This window comes from Paracoccus thiocyanatus, from assembly GCF_900156255.1.
Classification (GTDB): Bacteria; Pseudomonadota; Alphaproteobacteria; order Rhodobacterales; family Rhodobacteraceae; genus Paracoccus; species Paracoccus thiocyanatus.
Genome location: NZ_FTMK01000028.1, coordinates 1 through 17,102 on the forward strand (window position 1 = coordinate 1; position 17,102 = coordinate 17,102).

At 66.0% G+C, this 17,102-nt stretch carries 18 protein-coding genes and 2 pseudogenes; 3 read left to right on the forward strand and 17 right to left on the reverse strand.

Annotated elements, in window-relative coordinates:
- Nucleotides 1-30: 30 nt before the first annotated feature.
- The 8 genes and pseudogenes from F3H32_RS15270 to F3H32_RS15305 form a co-directional block, all read right to left on the reverse strand.
- Nucleotides 31-375 carry a hypothetical protein gene (locus F3H32_RS15270; protein ID WP_223191488.1) on the reverse strand — a complete coding sequence of 115 codons (345 nt, stop codon included), beginning with the start codon at nucleotides 373-375 and terminating at the stop codon, nucleotides 31-33.
- 70 nt (nucleotides 376-445) lie between these two features.
- Nucleotides 446-1,393 carry a LysR family transcriptional regulator gene (locus F3H32_RS15275; RefSeq protein ID WP_149766576.1) on the reverse strand — a complete coding sequence of 316 codons (948 nt, stop codon included), beginning with the start codon at nucleotides 1,391-1,393 and terminating at the stop codon, nucleotides 446-448.
- Nucleotides 1,394-1,417: 24 nt separating this feature from the next.
- Nucleotides 1,418-2,605 carry a FumA C-terminus/TtdB family hydratase beta subunit gene (locus F3H32_RS15280; protein ID WP_149766577.1) on the reverse strand — a complete coding sequence of 396 codons (1,188 nt, stop codon included), beginning with the start codon at nucleotides 2,603-2,605 and terminating at the stop codon, nucleotides 1,418-1,420.
- Nucleotides 2,606-2,627: 22 nt separating this feature from the next.
- Nucleotides 2,628-2,831: pseudogene (locus F3H32_RS15285) on the reverse strand (DUF3883 domain-containing protein); the annotation flags it as partial.
- A gap of 647 nt (nucleotides 2,832-3,478) precedes the next feature.
- Nucleotides 3,479-4,507: an IS110 family RNA-guided transposase gene (locus tag F3H32_RS15290; protein WP_149766578.1), complete on the reverse strand. Its 1,029-nt coding sequence runs from the start codon at nucleotides 4,505-4,507 to the stop codon at nucleotides 3,479-3,481.
- Between the two features lie 150 nt (nucleotides 4,508-4,657).
- Nucleotides 4,658-4,966, reverse strand: coding sequence for a type II toxin-antitoxin system RelE/ParE family toxin (locus F3H32_RS15295; RefSeq protein WP_149766579.1), 309 nt, complete (start codon nucleotides 4,964-4,966; stop codon nucleotides 4,658-4,660).
- A 4-nt stretch (nucleotides 4,967-4,970) separates the two neighbouring features.
- Nucleotides 4,971-5,228, reverse strand: coding sequence for a ribbon-helix-helix domain-containing protein (locus tag F3H32_RS15300; protein ID WP_149766580.1), 258 nt, complete (start codon nucleotides 5,226-5,228; stop codon nucleotides 4,971-4,973).
- A 115-nt stretch (nucleotides 5,229-5,343) separates the two neighbouring features.
- Nucleotides 5,344-5,649 carry an XRE family transcriptional regulator gene (locus tag F3H32_RS15305; RefSeq protein WP_149766581.1) on the reverse strand — a complete coding sequence of 102 codons (306 nt, stop codon included), beginning with the start codon at nucleotides 5,647-5,649 and terminating at the stop codon, nucleotides 5,344-5,346.
- Nucleotides 5,650-6,018: 369 nt separating this feature from the next.
- On the opposite strand from F3H32_RS15305, the gene F3H32_RS15310 reads away from it, so the two are divergent.
- From F3H32_RS15310 to F3H32_RS15320, 3 genes are read left to right on the forward strand one after another with little or no spacing between them, the layout of a single operon-like run.
- A complete protein-coding gene (locus tag F3H32_RS15310; protein ID WP_394349626.1) occupies nucleotides 6,019-7,536 on the forward strand; it encodes a recombinase family protein in 1,518 nt (505 codons plus the stop codon).
- Nucleotides 7,536-8,447 (forward strand): plasmid partitioning protein RepB C-terminal domain-containing protein, encoded by a 912-nt coding sequence (locus F3H32_RS15315; RefSeq protein WP_149766583.1) that lies wholly within the window; start codon nucleotides 7,536-7,538, stop codon nucleotides 8,445-8,447. Before F3H32_RS15310 ends, F3H32_RS15315 begins: the two co-directional genes overlap by 1 nt.
- Nucleotides 8,444-9,361, forward strand: a complete 918-nt coding sequence (locus F3H32_RS15320; protein ID WP_149766584.1) for a plasmid partitioning protein RepB C-terminal domain-containing protein — start codon at nucleotides 8,444-8,446, stop codon at nucleotides 9,359-9,361. Before F3H32_RS15315 ends, F3H32_RS15320 begins: the two co-directional genes overlap by 4 nt.
- A 251-nt stretch (nucleotides 9,362-9,612) precedes the next feature.
- Here F3H32_RS15320 and arsH read toward each other — a convergent pair whose 3' ends face one another.
- The 9 genes and pseudogenes from arsH to F3H32_RS15370 all read right to left on the reverse strand — a co-directional run.
- Entirely contained in the window at nucleotides 9,613-10,323 is a 711-nt protein-coding gene (arsH, locus tag F3H32_RS15325; protein ID WP_449406406.1) for an arsenical resistance protein ArsH, read from the reverse strand.
- A 13-nt stretch (nucleotides 10,324-10,336) separates the two neighbouring features.
- Nucleotides 10,337-11,449 (reverse strand): ACR3 family arsenite efflux transporter, encoded by a 1,113-nt coding sequence (arsB, locus tag F3H32_RS15330; protein ID WP_149766586.1) that lies wholly within the window; start codon nucleotides 11,447-11,449, stop codon nucleotides 10,337-10,339.
- Nucleotides 11,446-11,883, reverse strand: a complete 438-nt coding sequence (arsC, locus tag F3H32_RS15335; protein ID WP_149766587.1) for an arsenate reductase (glutaredoxin) — start codon at nucleotides 11,881-11,883, stop codon at nucleotides 11,446-11,448. The genes arsB and arsC overlap by 4 nt, the downstream gene beginning before the upstream one ends.
- Nucleotides 11,880-12,221 carry an ArsR/SmtB family transcription factor gene (locus tag F3H32_RS15340; protein WP_149766588.1) on the reverse strand — a complete coding sequence of 114 codons (342 nt, stop codon included), beginning with the start codon at nucleotides 12,219-12,221 and terminating at the stop codon, nucleotides 11,880-11,882. The genes arsC and F3H32_RS15340 overlap by 4 nt, the downstream gene beginning before the upstream one ends.
- Before the next feature lie 231 nt (nucleotides 12,222-12,452).
- Nucleotides 12,453-12,710 (reverse strand): hypothetical protein, encoded by a 258-nt coding sequence (locus F3H32_RS15350; protein ID WP_149766590.1) that lies wholly within the window; start codon nucleotides 12,708-12,710, stop codon nucleotides 12,453-12,455.
- Nucleotides 12,707-13,381: a YcbK family protein gene (locus F3H32_RS15355; protein WP_149766591.1), complete on the reverse strand. Its 675-nt coding sequence runs from the start codon at nucleotides 13,379-13,381 to the stop codon at nucleotides 12,707-12,709. The genes F3H32_RS15350 and F3H32_RS15355 overlap by 4 nt, the downstream gene beginning before the upstream one ends.
- A 77-nt stretch (nucleotides 13,382-13,458) precedes the next feature.
- On the reverse strand, nucleotides 13,459-13,746 hold the full coding sequence (locus tag F3H32_RS15360; protein WP_036708271.1) for a DUF6127 family protein: 288 nt from the start codon (nucleotides 13,744-13,746) through the stop codon (nucleotides 13,459-13,461).
- Between the two features lie 20 nt (nucleotides 13,747-13,766).
- The gene (locus F3H32_RS15365) at nucleotides 13,767-13,967 is read right to left on the reverse strand and encodes a hypothetical protein (RefSeq protein ID WP_223191489.1); all 201 of its coding nucleotides are present in this window, start codon (nucleotides 13,965-13,967) and stop codon (nucleotides 13,767-13,769) included.
- Nucleotides 13,968-14,035: 68 nt separating this feature from the next.
- Nucleotides 14,036-17,095, reverse strand: a pseudogene (locus tag F3H32_RS15370) (baseplate multidomain protein megatron); the annotation flags it as partial.
- Between the last annotated feature and the right edge of the window lie 7 nt (nucleotides 17,096-17,102).

Consider the following 17,102-nt stretch of genomic DNA (forward strand, 5'->3'; position numbering starts at 1 on the left):
GGGGTAGAGCAGCCCGGTAGCTCGTCAGGCTCATAACCTGAAGGTCGTAGGTTCAAATCCTACCCCCGCAACCAACGATAATTGCGAAACCTCCGTAGCATTAAGCGCGGAGGTTTTTGCGTTTTTACGCCCGGGCTTCCGCGATACCGCCATCTGACCCAGCAGGTTGTCCAGCGCCTCGGCTTCCGCAAGGAAATCCGGATCCTTCTTTCCCGCGGCGAAGCGCAGGATGGCGCCGAGATCGCCGCGCAGCACGATGGCCAGTTCGCCGTCCTCCGGCACCTGCCAGGCGAAGAAGCCGCTCTGGCTGACCCCGAGGACGCGGCACCTCCGGCTGATCGGGAAAGTCCGACAGTGGACCTGATGCGCCAGCATATCGAGACGACGAAGAAGGAAACCGCCGCGCGATTGCGCCGCAGGTGAACTGCTGGCCGCTTTTCCGGCGCTATTCCTCTCCGAAGAACTGGCGCATGAAAGCGGGGCCGTCTGTTGTGACGAAGTCGCGGAACTCGCGCGCGGCCGGGCCGAGCGTCTTGCGGCGCGGATAGACCACGAACCAGTCGCGCAACTGCGGCATGCCTTCGACGCTCAGCACGCTCAGCTTGCCCGCCTGCCGCTCCAGCGCGATGGTGTGGGCGGAGAGGAAGGCCAGCCCCATGTTCGCCATAACCGCCTGCTTGATGTTGGCGTTGCTGTCCATCTCTTGCGCCGGCGGCAGCGGCAGGCCGGCCTCGTGGAAGAAATGCTCATGCACCATGCGGGTGCCCGAGCCGCTTTCGCGCACCAGGAAGCGGTGCATGACCAGATCGGCGCGGCGGATGCGGCGAAAGCGGGTCAGCGGATGCTCGGGATTGCCGATCAGCACGTAAGGATGCTTGGCGAACTGATGCTCGGTGACCTCGATCCGCCGCGGCGGGCGGCCCATCAACGCCAGGTCGGCCCGATCCTCCTGCAACTGGGCGATCACGCCGTCGCGGTTGGCGATGCTGATCTCGACCTGTGCCGCGGGGCGCTGGCGCAGGAACTGCTGCACCAGATGCGGCCCGAAGTTCCGCGCCGTCGAGACCATCGCCACCCGCACCTGGTTGTCCAGCCGGCCCTGCATCTGCTCGACCACATGCACCGCCTCGCGCAGGGTTTCGGCCAGCCGCTCGGCATAGGGGACCAGCGCGGTGGCGGTCTGGGTCGGCTGGACGGAACGGCCGTCCTTGACGAACAGCGTGGCGCCTAGCGCCTCGGCCAGCCGGCTCATCTGCATCGAGACGGCGGGCGGCGACAGCGACAGCTTTTCCGCGGCGCGGATGAAGCTGCGGCATTCGACGGCGGCCAGGAAGATCTGCATCTGCCGCAGGGTGATCTTGTCGCCGGCCTCGTCCAATCCGCTTCCCCGCATTGCCCCGGTTGAACTGGTCGCGCGTCAGCCCGGCGGGGTCAAGCCCGGCTTGCGGGTAAAGAAGTCGTTGCCCTTGTCGTCGGTGACGACGAAGGCGGGGAAATCCTGAACCCGGATGCGCCAGACCGCCTCCATGCCGAATTCGCCGAAGTCGATGACTTCCACGCTCTTGATCACGTCGCGGCCCAGCACCGCCGCGGCGCCGCCGACCGACCCCAGGTAGAAGCCGCCATGCCGCTTGCAGCTGGCCACCACCTCGGGGGCACGGTTGCCCTTGGCGATCATCACCCTTGACGCGCCCTGCGCCTGAAGCTCGGGCACATAGGGGTCCATGCGCGCCGCCGTGGTCGGCCCGAAGGAGCCCGAGGCATGGCCCTGCGGCGTCCGGGCCGGGCCGGCGTAATAGACCGGATGGTCGCGCAGATAGCCGGGCAGGGGCTTGCCCTGGCGCATCAGCCGCGCCAGTTCCGCATGGACCAGGTCGCGGGCCACGATCATCGTGCCCGACATCAGCACCGGCGTGCCGACCGTCAGCTGCGACAGCGCCGCGCAGACCCTATCCATCGGCTGGTCGAGGTCGATGCGCGCCGGCGCCGCCCCGCCGGTGCCGCCCTGGGGCAGGAAGCGGGCCGGGTCGCGCTCCAGCGCCTCCAGCCAGATGCCGTCGCGGTCGATGCGGCCGCGGATCTGCCGGTCGGCCGAGCAGCTGACCCCCATGCCGACCGGCAGGCTGCCGCCATGGCGGGGCAGGCGGATCACCCGCACGTCATGGCAGAAATACTTGCCGCCGAATTGCGCGCCCAGCCCCATGGCGCGGGTCAGGTCGAGGATCTGGTCCTCCAGCTCCAGGTCGCGGAAGGCGCGGCCGTCCGGGCTTCCGCTGGTGGGCAAGCCGTCGAGTTCGCGCGCCGAGGCCAGCTTGACGGTCTTGAGGCATTGTTCGGCCGACAGCCCGCCGATGACGATGGCCAGGTGATAGGGCGGGCAGGCCGTGGTCCCCAGCGTGCGGATCTTTTCGTCGAAAAAGGCCAGCAGCCGCTCGGGCTCCAGCAGGCGGCGGGTCTGCTGGAACAGGAAGGTCTTGTTGGCCGAGCCGCCGCCCTTGGCCATGAACAGCAGCTCCAGCGCGTCCCCGCCCACGGCCTCGATGTCGATCTGCGCCGGCAGGTTGGTGCCGGTGTTTCTTTCCTCATACATGGTCAGCGGCGCCATCTGCGAAAACCGCAGGTTGCGGCTGGCCCAGCCCCTTCAGCACGGCGCTGATGTTCTGGTGCTTGAACTCGACCGATCCCTCGGACCGATCATTCAACAGGGGCAGCAGCCCGCGCCGATGCTCGGCCTTGCTGTAGGGACGACCAGAGACGTCGTCGGCCAGCATCGCGAAGTAATCCGCGACGATCAGGTCGTTCTCTTGATCAGTCCAGGCCCCGTTTGACATCACGCCAGGCTAAGGGCGGAAACTCCGTTTGTCATCAGAGACTTCGCGCAAAACTCCCAAGACATACCAACCACCACGCCGCCCGTGTCGCGCCTTCGTCTGTTTTGAGACAAGCCGAAACCAGCGAAACACGGGCGCAATGCGATCCCGCCAGTTCCTTGAAATGCATGGACGTTTTGAAAGCGTCTCGCCGAGAGCGAAGGGCGGGTGGAAAGAGACGGTGGGCGTTCGGAGACCGATCTTGCGCGGCGGGTCTGTCTCCGAAGGGCGGATGGTGCCTGCAAACCCCTTTGGCACATAAAGAAAAAGGCCCCGCGAGGGACCTGTTTTCGGGTTTGCATTGTGCAAGTGGCGGAGGGGGTGGGCCTGAAAGACAACCTTCTTTTGTGGATGCCGCTCGGTTTGCAAGGAATTTCTGATCTTCTGGACATGTGATCGAGTGCGTACTTTTGTCAGGCCTGTTCGTGCGGCTGACTGGCGCCGCTGGCCGGGATGGTGATGCGCGGAGCGGGGCCACATCTCCAAGAGCGAGCTCGAGGCTCGGAGAAGGTTTCTGGTTTGCCCGACCCGGATCATGTCGATCATTTGTCCATGCTGATCATGCCTTCCTCACAACTCGGTGGCCCGAGTGCCCGTTCGATGCCCGATCAGGCGCCGATCAGCACCGGGCCGCGATAGTCTTCGCCGCGCGTCAGCATCGCCCAGATGCCGCGCGCCATCTTGTTCGCCAGCGCGACGGCGACGACCGGGATCGGTTTACGCTCCAGCATCCGGGCCAGCCACGACCCCTTCGGCGCCCCCCGTCGCGAGGCCCAGCGGATCACGGCTGTCGCCCCGATCACGAGCAATCGCCGGATATCCCGTTGTCCCATCTTCGACGTCTTTCCCAGCTTCTGCTTGCCGCCGGTGGAATGCTGCCTCGGCACCAGGCCGAGCCAGGCAGCGAAGTCGCGCCCGCGGCGGAACTGCTCCATCGGCGGCGCGAAAGTCTCGACCGCGAGCGCCGTGATCGGTCCAACGCCCGGCATCGTCTGCAGCTGGCGCGGCATTTCCGCTTCGTTCGACATCGCCGCGATCCTCGCTTTCAGCGCATTCATCCGGTCGGTCAGGTGGGCAATCTGCTCAAGAAGCATGCGGCAGATGTCCCGGGCAAGTTCCGGAATGCCGGTGTTGGGTTCATCGACAACCTTCGCGAGGCGCGGCAGGTAGCCGATGCCCTCTGGCGCGACATGACCGAACTCGTAGAGATGCGACCGCAACGCGTTCACCGCCTCGGTGCGCTGCTTCACGAGCTGCTCGCGCGTGCGGAATGCAACGGCACGAGCCTGCTGGTCGGCCGACTTCGGTTCGACGAAGCGCATCGTAGGCCGCTGCGCCGCCTCGACGATCGCCTCTGCATCGGCAGCATCGTTCTTCTGCCGCTTGATGAACGGCTTGACATAGTGCGGCGTGATCAGCCGGACCTCATGCCCGTGCCGCGCCATTTCCCGCGCCCAATGATGGGCGCTGGCACAGGCTTCCATCGCCACCACACACGCCGGCTGCTCCGACATGAACCGGGCGAACTGCGGCCGTGACAGCTTCTTGCGGAACACAACGGACCCGTCCGCCGCAGCACCATGCACCTGGAACACGTTCTTTGCCAGATCGACGCCGATGATGCTAATCTCTCCCATGGATGTCCTCTCCTTCAGCTTGTGTTTCGACACCACGAGTTTGGCACATCGCGATGCCGTAAGGGGAGAGCGGCATCCACCCCATCTCCACCTCGGGCAGCTTATCGCGGGGCGCATTGAATCCCACCTTTCAGAAATGAAATCAGTATGTTAAGCAAAATCGTCCTTGAACCGATCGAGCTGATGCATCCGCTCGTGCAGGACGGTGACGATGCCGATGTCGCCGTTGGAAAGCCGCCGCCAGTACACGAAATGGTGCTCGTAGCGGAAGAAGTACCCTTCCACCTCGAACTCTGCCGGCACGGGCTTCGACATCACACCGCGTGTTTCGATCTTCTCGAAGGCGGCGAAGAGTCCGGTGAGGTAGGCTTCGGCCTGCGCTTCGCCCCACCGGTCGCGGGTGTATCGGTATATCTCGTCGAGGCGGACGGAGGCTGCCTCCTGGACCCGGATCGCCATGTGCTCAGGCCCGCCGGTTCCGGGTGATGACCTCGGCGGCGGTCAGGGGCTTGTAGCTTTCCTCGGGTGCTGCGAAGGCGCGGTTCAGTTCCGCCTTCAGGCGATCGAAGGCCTCGCGCTCCGCGCGTTCCTTGTCGCGGCGGATGAGATCGCGGATGTACTCGCTGACGTTCTCGTACGCGCCGCCCTCGCCAACATTCGTGGCGACGAACTCGCTGAGGGCGCCGCTGACGCGGACGGTCATGGTGGTTGTGCGGGACATTCGACACCTCTTCGCGGACCGGCTGTCTTCAAGATAACCAAAAGAGAAGACAGATCAAGACGTGCAGGGCCAGTTCGGCTCGCCCCGCTACCCGGCTCCCAGGAGGGTACGACCTTCAATCGTGTTCGTCGTCCACCACATGTCGTCCTGCAAGGGCGAGAACCACGAACAGTACGGCATCGGAGTGCCGAGCCAGCGCGATGAGATGATGGCCGCTCGGGCCACGTTCGCCGGCAAGCCAGTATTTTACGGTTCGCTCGCTGGCCCCCGTCCACCGCATCGCCATCTTGATCGCGCGATTGGTCGAGCCGAGTTCCTCGTGCAGCGCCATCGCCATGGCTTTCCGATAATCAGTCGGCTCGTCGATCAGGTGCACAAATGTGCCCATCTTCGGCACAACTGTGCCCATCTTGATCCGCATCTTCCTGTCCTTTCCCGATAAACATCTGGAGAGCCATGAAAACGGGAGAATCTCTTTTGCGCCCGAGACGACCCTTCGGGGCCGCCTGGCAAAACACTTCGCTATTGGACGGTGACGGCAATGCTTCGAAAATCTGCGCTTCGCACGAGCAGCTGGGATCTGCGGCTGCAGCTGCCGAAAGGCGACCGGAGAAAGAACTTGCCCCTTTCTGGCAACGACTTTCCGGACGCGCTGCTGTCTTCTGCGCAGAACAATATTGCCGAGCACCCCGAGCGTCTGCACTGGCGTCATGGGCGGTAAAGAGGAGCGTCGGATGTGAGAGGCGGCCGGGCGGACACCGAGGACGGGAGCGCGGCATCTGAACAGGACGTGCCGGCCGTCGCCTATGTCCGGATGTCGACCGATCACCAGAAATACTCGACCGAGAACCAGCTTGACGTCATCCGCAGCTATGCCGCCGCCCGTGGCCTGCAGATCCTGCGGGTGTTAGAGGACTCGGGGCGTTCCGGACTGCGGCTGGACGGCCGCGAGGCGCTGCAGAACCTGATGGCCGAGGTCCAGTCCGGTCAGGCCGACTTCAAGGCGATCCTCGTCTATGACGTCAGCCGCTGGGGCCGGTTTCAGGATGCCGACGAGGGCGCCTATCACGAGCACGTCTGCTCCCGCGCCGGCATCCGGGTCCATTACTGCGGCGAGCAGTTCGAGAATGACGGCAGCATCGGCTCGAACCTTCTGAAAACCGTCAAGCGGGTCATGGCCGGCGAGTACAGCCGCGAGCTCTCCGTGAAGGTCTTCGCCGGGCAATGCCGCCTCGTCGAGCTGGGCTATCGCCAGGGCGGCGCCGCAGGATACGGACTGCGGCGGGTGCTGATCGACGAGCATGGCAATCCGAAGGGCGAGCTCTCGCGCGGGGAACAGAAGAGCCTGCAGACCGACCGTGTGATTCTGGCGCCCGGCCCCGAGGAGGAGCAACGGGTTGTCCAGCGCATGTACGAGATGTTCGCCAACGAGGGGCGCCCGGAGCGCGAGATCGCGGAGACCCTGAACGCCGAAGGACATCGCACTGATCTCGATCGTCCATGGACGCGCGCGACCGTCCACCAGGTCCTGACGAACGAAAAATACATCGGGAACAATGTTTTCGCCAAGGTGTCCTTCAAGCTGAAGCAGCGCCGAGTGGTGAACCCGCGGGAGATGTGGATCCGAGCTGAGGGCGCCTATCCCGCCATAGTCGATCAGGCTCTGTTCCTGCGCGCCCGAGAGATCGTGGATGCGCGCAGCCGCCATTTCTCCGACGAGGAACTGCTCGACGCTCTGCGCACGATCCTGAAGCAGCAGGGCATGCTGTCGGGGCTGATCATCGACGAGGAGGACGACTTGCCCTCGTCCAGCGCTTACCGCAGCCGCTTCGGCAGCTTGCTGCGGGCGTACCGGCTGATCGGCTACGAGCCGGACCGGGACTACAGCTACATCGAGATCAACCGCGCCCTACGGCAGGCCCATCCGCAGCTGGTGGCCGAGATTATCGCCGGGGTGGCGAGGCATGGCGGAACGGCCATGCAGGACCCCGATACCGACTTGGTTCGCGTCAACGACGAGTTCACGGTGTCCATCGTCCTCGCCCGATGCACGGCGACGGCGGCCGGGTCGCTCCGCTGGTGCATTCGCCTCGACGCCGGCCTCGTGCCAGACATCACCATCGCCGTGCGCATGGACGAGGTGAACGAGGCGCCACGCGACTACTTCGTGCTGCCCAGCATCGACATGACATTCGGGAAGCTGAAATTCGCCGAGCAGAACGGGCTCGCACTGGATGCGTACCGGTTCGACACGCTCGATTTCTTCTACGCGCTCGCCTCGCGGGCCAGGATCGCGGAGGTGGCGTGATGCCCGACGACATGAAGCCGACCAGCCGGAAGCAGGTGACACCGATCCCCACCAACAGGATCCGGATCCTCAATCCCCGAGTCCGCAATCGACGCACCTTCGAGGAGATGGTGGAGAACATCGCCCGCATCGGCCTCAAGCGCCCAATCACCGTGGCACCGCGCGCCGGGACCGACCCGCAGGAATACGACCTCGTCTGCGGACAGGGCCGGCTCGAGGCCTTCATCGAACTCAAGCAGGACCGTATCCCCGCCATCGTGATCGAGGCCAGCGAAAGCGATTGCCTCGTCATGAGCCTTGTCGAGAACTGCGCGCGGCGGCAGCACAATCCGATCGACCTGATGCGCGAGATCGGCGCACTGCGCGAACGCGGCTACACCGATCGTCAGATCGGCGACAAGATCGGGGTCACCGCTGAGTACGTTAACATGATCGCGGGGCTTCTGGAAAAGGGAGAGGAACGCCTCGTCTCGGCCGTGGAAACCGGGCTCCTGCCGCTGAACCTCGCCATCCAGATCGCCAGAACCGATGCCAAGGGCGCACAGCAGGCGCTCACGGACGCCTACACTCAGAAGAAGCTGCGCGGCAGAAAGCTGACCCTCGTGCGCCGACTGATCCAGCAGCGGGAACAGCGCGGGCCGCAACTGCGGAACAACCCCTTTGGCCGCCGCGACGGCGCAAAGCGGGCGCTGACCAGCGAAGGCCTCGTCCGGGCCTATCAGCAGGAAGCCACCCGGCAGAAGCTGTTGATCAAGAAGGCCGAGCTGACGCAGAGCCGGCTGATGTTCGTGCGCGAGGCCTTCCGCAAACTCTGCTCGGACGAGTATTTCATGACGTTGCTGAGGGCCGAGGGTCTGGAGACCATGCCAGGTGACCTTGCCAGGGCTGTCACGGACGCGAGGCTGACATGAAGCGCGATGCGAGCCAGACACCGCGTTCCGTCAATCGCGGTTTCGAGGACGACTGCGTCACCCTTCCCATTGAATCGATCCTCCCGCTGCGCGCGCTCAGCAAGTCCGCGAAATCCAGCCGGAAATACCGGCAGATCGTGGCCTCCATCGTCCAGATCGGGATCGTCGAGCCGCCGATTGTGGTGCGAAATCCCGATCAATCCGCCACCTGGTTGCTGCTCGACGGGCACCTGCGGATCGAGGCGTTAAAGGATGCCGGTACTCAGGAGGTGGAATGCCTCGTCTCCACCGACGACGAAGCGTTCACCTACAACCGGCAGGTAAGCCGTCTTGCGCCGGTCCAGGAGCACAAGATGATCCGCAAGGCGATCGAGCGTGGTGTACCGGAAGAAAAAATCGCGGCCGCGCTCGACCTCAATCTCAGCAGTATCCGGCGCAAGGTCCGCCTGCTGGACGGAATCTGCGAGGAAGCTGTGGCGATCTTGAAGGACAAGCCCTGCACGGCGGCCGTCTTCGGCGCGCTGCGCAAGATGAAGACCATGCGGCAGATTGAGGCGGCGGAATTGCTCGTCAATGCGAACAATTTTTCCGTCGCCTATGTGAGCGCGATCCTCGCGGGAACGCCGCAAGCGCAGTTGGTCGATTCATCAAAGCCGAAGAAGATCAAGGGAATCACGCCAGAGGCGATGGCGCGGATGGAACAGGAGCTGGCCCGTCTGCAGGAGGGCATCGCTTCGATTCAGGACACCTACGGCCAGGACCACCTGCATTTGACCGTGATCAAGGGTTATGTCGGTAAGCTGATCGGGAACGCACGGATCGTGCGCTATCTGGCGCAGAACCATCCGGAGTTTCTCGGCGAGTTCCAGACGATCACCGAAATCACGCCGGTGGAAGCCGCCAGCCCCGACTGACGGGGCGATAGCGGAGGATGGGGACCCGGACCCGATAAGCGCGGGGACCGCGGGAGACGCCGGACTGTGGGCCGGATCGAGCGCGGTGGTGGGGATGGCGGCGAACCCGCTCGGAGCCCACCAGGTCGGCTCGAGTTTTCGCCGACCGCGCGACCACTATCGTGGTAGCGAACCGACTCAGGCGTGCCGAGCGATGGCGCAACTCGGCACGCCTATTCTGCAAGATTCCCCTCCCAACCATCGCCCCCGATTTAAATTGAGCGCTGATTCACGCGCTTCGACAGCTCTTCGGCGCTTTCCACCCGCTCCGAGTAGCGATCGGTCAGATAGGCCGAGCGGTCGCGCGTGAGATGGGTGAACTTCACAAGTTCCTCCATCACGTCGACGATGCGGTTGTAGTAGGGCGAAGGGCGCATCCGACCGGCCTCGTCGAACTCGTTATACGCCTTCGCTACCGAGGACTGGTTCGGGATCGTCACCATGCGCATCCAGCGACCGAGGATGCGCATCTGGTTGACGGCGTTGAAGCTCTGCGAGCCGCCGGAGACCTGCATGACCGCGAGCGTCTTGCCCTGCGTCGGCCGCACGCCGCCGAGCGACAGCGGCAGCCAGTCGATCTGCGCCTTCATGACGCCGGTCATCGCACCATGGCGCTCGGGCGAGCACCAGACCATGCCCTCCGACCAGGTCGCGAGCTCGCGCAATTCCTTCACCTTCGGGTGGTCGGGGCCTTCGGCGTCCGGCAGCGGCAGACCGGAGGGATTGAAGGTGCGGGTTTCTGCGCCGAACCAGCGGAGAAGGCGCGCCGCCTCCTCCGAGGCGAAGCGCGAGTAGGAGCGCGTCCGGAGCGAGCCATAGAGCATCAGGATGCGCGGCGGGTGCGTGGGCGCGCCCGGCGCGGCGAGCGCGGCCATGTCGATCGGCCTGAGCGAGGCCGGGTCGATGTTCGGCAGGTCCTCGATCGGGACAGGATGGTTAGCCATGCCGCGCACCTCCCGCATCTGCCGGAAAGTGGTGTCGTGTGCGGTTAGCGAGGGCGACCAGCGACAGCATCACCGGCACCTCGACGAGGACCCCGACGACGGTTGCAAGCGCGGCGCCGGATTGAAGTCCGAAGAGGCTGATCGCGACGGCGACCGCCAGCTCGAAGAAGTTCGACGTGCCGATCAGCGCGCAGGGCGCCGCGACGTTGAAGGGCACGCGCCAGGCCCATGCCGCCGCATAGGCGAGCGCGAAAATGCCGTAGGATTGGATGAGCAGCGGAACGGCGATCAGCGCGATCAGCAACGGCTGGTCGAGGATGATCTGCCCCTGAAAGCCGAAGAGCAGCACGACCGTCGCCAGAAGTCCGATCACCGAAGCAGGCTTGACCGCCGCCGTGAAGCGCGCGACCGCCGCCTCGGCGCCCGCGCCCCGCCGTCCCCGTGCGAGCCACTGGCGTGTGGCGGCGCCGGCGGCGAGCGGGATCAGGATGTAGAGCCCGACCGAAAGGATCAGCGTCTCCCACGGCACGACGATGTCGGTGACGCCGAGGAGCAGCGCCACGATCGGCGCGAAGGCGAAGATCATGATGACGTTATTCACCGACACCTGCACCAGCGTGTAGGTGGCGTCGCCCCGAGTGAGCTGCGACCACACGAATACCATCGCTGTGCAGGGTGCCGCGCCGAGCAGGATCAGACCGGCGATGTATTGCTGGGCATCGGCCGGTGCAATCAGATCCGCGAACAGGACCTCGAAGAACAGAACGGCGAGCCCTGCCATGGTGAAGGGCTTGATCAGCCAGTTCACCGCGATCGTCAGCACAAGCCCTTTCGGCCGATCGCCGATATGGCGCAGGCTCGCGAAATCGACCGCCACCATCATCGGATAGACCATCGCCCAGATCAGGACGGCGACGACGAGGTTGACGGAAGCGATCTCCAGCCCGGCCAGCACCTCGAACAGCCCTGGAAACACGTTGCCGAGCAGCAGGCCGGTGGCGATGCAGAGCGCCACCCAGACCGAGAGCCACTTTTCGAAGAAGCCGATCCCGGCGGGCGGCGCCGCGATGGCCTCGGCCGTGGGCGCATAGGTGTCGTTGCTCATCGGGCGGCGCTCTCGTTTACGCGACGTCCGTTGGCGTCCACCACGAGCTCGCCATCCTCCTTGCGGAATTCGCCCTGCTGCGGATTCGGCAGGATCTCCAGCACGGCCTCGGACGGACGGCAGAGCCGGGTCCCGAGCGATGTCTCGACGATCGGTCGGTTGATCAGGATTGGATGCGCCAACATCAGATCGATCAGCTCGTCGTTGGAGAACTTCGGGTCGTCGAGTCCGAGATCATCGTAGGGCGTGCCCTTCCGGCGCAGGAGATTGCGCACCGGAATGCCCATCGCGGCGATCAGGTCCACGAGCCGCTCGCGGCTGGGCGGCGTGTCCAGGTACTCGATGACCTCCGGCTCCTCGCCGGAGTTGCGGATCAGCGCCAGAACGTTGCGCGACGTGCCGCAGTTCGGATTGTGATAGATCGTGGTGGTCATACGGTCTCTTTCCGGGCGGCGGCAGTCGGGGGAGCGATCCCGCAGGCTGCCGGATCGCCAGCGCAGCAGTGACGGGTCAGGTAGTCGATCAACCCAATCATGGTGTCGAAGCTGGCCGCGTAGACGAGCGAGCGTCCCTCGCGCCGGACTGTCACCAGCCCGGCATGCTTCAGCTCCTTGAGGTGGAACGACAGGGTCGCCGAGGGAAGATCGAGCGCCTCGCCAATCCGGCCCACTGCGCGCCCCTCCGGACCGGCCTCGACCAGAAGACGGAAGATGTCGAGACGCGTCTCCTGCGAGAGCGCGGCCAGCGCGGCTAGTGTGTTCTGCTTCTCCATATCTCCACATTATTGGAGATATAAGTGATGATCAATCCCCAGAGTTCGGCAGCTCAGCTCCGATCTTCGATGGCCCTGCAAATCCGTGCCTGCTCGCGCATTACGGCGTAGTCGCTGAGCATCACGGCAATGGCCGAGCCGCCCGGCAACGATGCCAGTTCCTTTGCCGCCCGCGCCTGGAACTCCCGGCTGTACCCGACGACGGGGGCACACGTCTGGAACCCGCCGGGCTCAGAACCGACCGTCGCGCAGCCGCTGAGCAAGCTCGTTGCGATCGCGAGGGCGGCGAGCTGCCGCCTCCAGCATCCGGCGTTGGACGTCATTGGCCTTCTCCGTGGTTTCAAGGCGTTCGGCGAGGCGGCCCGCTCGCTCGCCGGACCGCCGAAGCGAAAGCAGGAACAGGAGCACGGCGAGTATGATGGTGCCGTAGCGCAGCGCCGCCCGCATCCAAGGGCTCGTGGCAATCCCGGTGAGGAGCCAGCCGATCATCGCCGCCCCCGGCGCCAGTCATCCAGACGCGCATAGATCGTAACCGCGATCCCGCCGAGAGCCACCGCGATGAACACCCAGCGGAGCGTATCGAGGTACGGGACGAGCGGCAGGATGGCGGATTGGGTCTCGGCCAGAACGCTATGCGCCACCTCGACGCTTGCCGCGCCCAGTGTCGCAACTCCGGCCGCGCCGCCGCCTTTCATGGTGCGGCTCTCGGCCAGCACTTCGCGCGCGGGCGGCGTTTCGGCTGCAAATGCCGTCGCCCGGACCGGGAAGCGGTCGCCCCACTGCCGTGCGGGGCCGAGGTCGACGTGGATAAAGCCCGAGCGCGGATAGAAGCCGAAGCCGAAGAATCCGACCTCGCGCGCCGCGGCCTCGAACGCCACCGGGTCGTGGTTCGCCATGGCGATGTCGAAGGCGGCGCCGTCGAGATGCTTCGATCGGGTCGCGCCGCCGACGGCACGGTTGTGCTCGGGGCTGCGATAGGCCGAGCGAACGATCAGCGGCTTGCCCAGCCGGTCGCGTAGCGCCTGCAGCTTGTCGAGCGCGGGTTCGTTGATCAGCAGCTTGCCGGTGCCCCGGCAGGCGATTTCGGCCGGGCTGAAATTCGGCCAGCGCCAGGTGCTCTCAGGCAAGTCGCGCCAGTGGTCGTAGAATGTGGTAGTCATGAGGTTCCTCCGAAACGAAATAAACCCGCCTCAAGGGCGGGGTCATTGCGGGTTGATGAATGGGGGATGGGGACGGACTACGGGCTGCCGCCGAAGATCTTGAGCTTGATGGCGATGCCCGCGAGCAGCGCCAGCATGACGCCGGTGGTGATCATGCGGACGGCGGTCTGCATCGCGGTGCGGCGCACCAGCCGGATGCAGTCGACCAGGGATCGCAGATCGCGGATGTCGAGGGCAGCCTCGTCGCCGTCGAGGCCGACATCGGCGAGCGCGCGTTTCGCGCCTTCCTCGGCCGCCCGCGTCAGGATCGCCTCGAACTCGGCGTCGGGCATGCGCACGAAACCCTCGGATCTGGGTGGGTTCATCGGGATCCTCCTTCCGCCGGTCAGCCGATCTTGCAGCCCCAGAAGGAGGTGTGGTCGGCGGCGAAGTAGCCGTCCGCGACCCGGAAATACCCCTGCAGCTCGACGGTATCGCCCGCGGTGAGGGGCACCATGGTCTGCAGCCAGATCGCGGTGGCGAGCGAGACGTGGGTGGCGGAGATTTCGCCGAGGGAGCCGCGGATTTCGGTCGTGCCGTTCAGCACGAGCCGACCGCGCATGCGGGCCGTGGCGCTGGCGTTGATCTTGTAGAGGAGTGTCGCGCCGAAGAGGTAGGTGCCGTCGACCGGGGCTGCGGCAGGTCCATGAGCAGCGCATCCGGCGCGCCGAACACCACGGCGCGCGTCAGCGACGCCGCGCGGGGATCGCCGGGCGGCAGGTCGTAGGTCGCGCGATCCTGGCGGACCGCCTCGATGCCGCGCGCCTCCGCGTCGGCGATGGAGACGAGCCGCAGGTCGACCAGCCGCCCGTCATGGGCGAGCCGGATCGGGTCCGCCGGATCGAGCGCGAGCCGCGAGGGCGGCAGACGGAACGCCGCCGTCTCGCGGCCGACCCACGCCTCCATCAGGGCGCGGCGGCAGCGGCGTTCGGCTTCCTCGGGCGGGACCGCCATCGGGAAGGACTCTGAGGCGATCCGCGTCGTGTCCACGGTGATGCGCCGCGCCTCGACGAGGGCCGCGTCGTAATCTTCGTCGGCGCGGGCGATCTGCCACTTGAGCGCCTGCGGCAGCTCGGTCTCCTGGCCGCGGATGAGTTCCAGCAGGTCGCCCTCGCGGGGGGCGGCCAGATCGTCGGACGCGAGGGTGGTGACGGAGGCCCGGCCGCGCATCACGAAGCGGATTAACCCTTCGGTTTCCACCGCGTCGAAGCCGAAGTGGCGGGCGAGCGTGGTGATCGAGGCGCGCGGGCTTTCGAGCGCGGTGATGGCGTAGCCCTCGACCGCGCCCCAGAGGCCGGCAACGTCGATGCGATCCTCGGGCAGCCCGGCGCGCAGGCAGAGATGCCGGACCAGTGCGGCCAGCGACACCGCGCCAAGCCGTCCGGTCAGCCAGTGGCCGAGCCGCCAGTTCTCCCCGTCCGTCCAGACATCGGTCAGCGCCGGGAAGAACGGATATGGCCGCGCGTCCCAGGTCCAGGCGGCGCATTCCGGCACATGCACCATCCGACCGCCGTAGACCGAGGACACCGGGTTGTTCGCGGCCTCGCCCCACCAGAGGTACGTCGCCTCCAGATAGGCGCGCTGGATGGCGTCGTCGCGCCAGCCCCGCGAGAAATGCGGCGTGAAGCTCTCCGACGACTTCGGGTCGAAGAAGACGTTCGGCTGGTTCGTGCCCCGATCGATGGCCGGGCAGCCCAACTCGGTGAACCAGATCGGCTTGGACTGCGGCGTCCATGCCGTCGCCGTCCCGCTCTCCACGCCACCGGGGCGGTTGTAGTGCGCGTTCGACCACCAGGCGCGCAGATCCTTGTAGCGGAAGACCCACGGCTTGCTGGCGGCACCGTCGGTGATGGGAGTTCGCACCTGCGCGGAGCGGTCGGCGGCGCTGGCATAGAACCAGTCGAAGCCTTCGCCGCCCGCGATGTTCGCCTGCAGGTAGGCGCGGTCGTAGATCGCGGGCCAGCCCTCGGCCGCGTCGGCATGCTCGAATCCGTCGCGCCAGTCCGACAGCGGCATGTAGTTGTCGATGCCGACGAAATCGATCTCTGGATCGGCCCAGAGCGGGTCGAGGTGGAAGAACACGTCGCCCGAGCCATCGCCCGGCTGGTGCCCAAAGTATTCCGACCAGTCGGCCGCATAGCCGATCTTGGTCCCGGACCCGAGGATAGAGCGCACATCCACGAGCAGGTCCCGATACGCCTGCACCGCGGGATACGTGCTGGCCCCCGAGCGGATCGTCGTCAGCCCCGGCATCTCGGTACCGATCAGGAAGGCATCCACCCCGCCCGCCGCCGCGCAGAGATGGGCGTAGTGCAGCACCATGCGGCGCAGGCCCCAGTCGCCGGGCGCGCCGGTCCAGGAGACACTTTCGCCCGAGTCCGCGAAGTCGGACGGGCTGGCGCTCCCGAAGAAGGCCGCGACCTGGCTTGCCGCTGTGGCGGTTTTGTCGACGCTGCCGGCGTAGCCTGCCGCGGGCGAACAGGTGATCCGGCCGCGCCAGGGGAACGCGGGCTGGCCGGTCTCGGCAGCGTTGTCGGAATAGGGGTTCGGCAGCGTGTTGTCGCGCGGGACATCCATCAGGATGAAGGGATAGAAGGTGACGCACAGCCCGCGCGCCTTCATCTCCTGGATCGCCTGCACCACCGCGAAGTCGGACGGCGTGCCGCCATAGACCGGGCGGTCCTGATCGTCGCGGCTGACGAGGAAGGCATTGGCGCGGCTCACGCCATTCACCGACCAGCTGGCGGGCGTGGTCGATTTGGCCGACACCTCGACACCGGGCCGCACTTTGCAGGAGCCCGCGCGCAGGTCGTCGCCGAACCACGCGACGACGAGGCTGACGCTCTCGACCGCAGGAGCCATCGCCTGCAGCCGGTCCAGCGCCTCCACCATGTCGGTAGAATCGGCCAGCGCGTTCAGGTTCTCAGGGATCTGCGCGCCACCATCGGTCTTGCGGATCGCCTGCGTCGCATAGGTGAACTCGCCCGAGGCCGGGATCATGGTGACCGCGCGGGTCAGCCCCTCGGCGGTGTCGGGATCGGCGACCGGACGGAATACCTCGAAGGAAAGCTGCGGCAGGCGGTTGCCGTAGGTCGAGAGCGCCAGTTCCTCAAAGACGACATAGGCCGTGCCGCGATAGGCAGGCGTGCTGGCCGCGCCCATCCTCGCGGCAATGAACGGGTCGGCTGTCTGCGCCTCGTCGCCCGGATACCAGCGCCAGGTGACGCCGGAGAGGTCCATCGGCTTGCCGTCGGCCCAGATGCGGCCGATCCCCGTGATCGGCCCCTCGCAAAGCGCCACGGCGAAGGATGCGTAGTAGAGATACTCGGTGGTCTTGACCTTGCCGCCCCCGCCGCCCTTGCCGCCCCCTTGGGTGGTGGTCTTCGTTTCCTCGCGGAAATCCGTCGCCCAGATGATGTTGCCACCCATCCGCATCCGACCATAGAGGCGCGGGATCACCGCGCCTTCGGTGGCCGAGGTGATGCGCAAGGTGTCGAGCCGCGCGCCCTCGATGCGCTGGGTGGGCGCCAGCGACGAGATGATCCAGCTGTCGACGACCGACCCGATGGTGGAGCCGATGAAGCCGCCGATGGTCGCGGCGCTGACACCGAGGATCGCGCCGCCGATGCTGCCGCCAATGGCGGCGCCGGCGGCACCGAGAACGAGGGTGGCCATGTCGGGG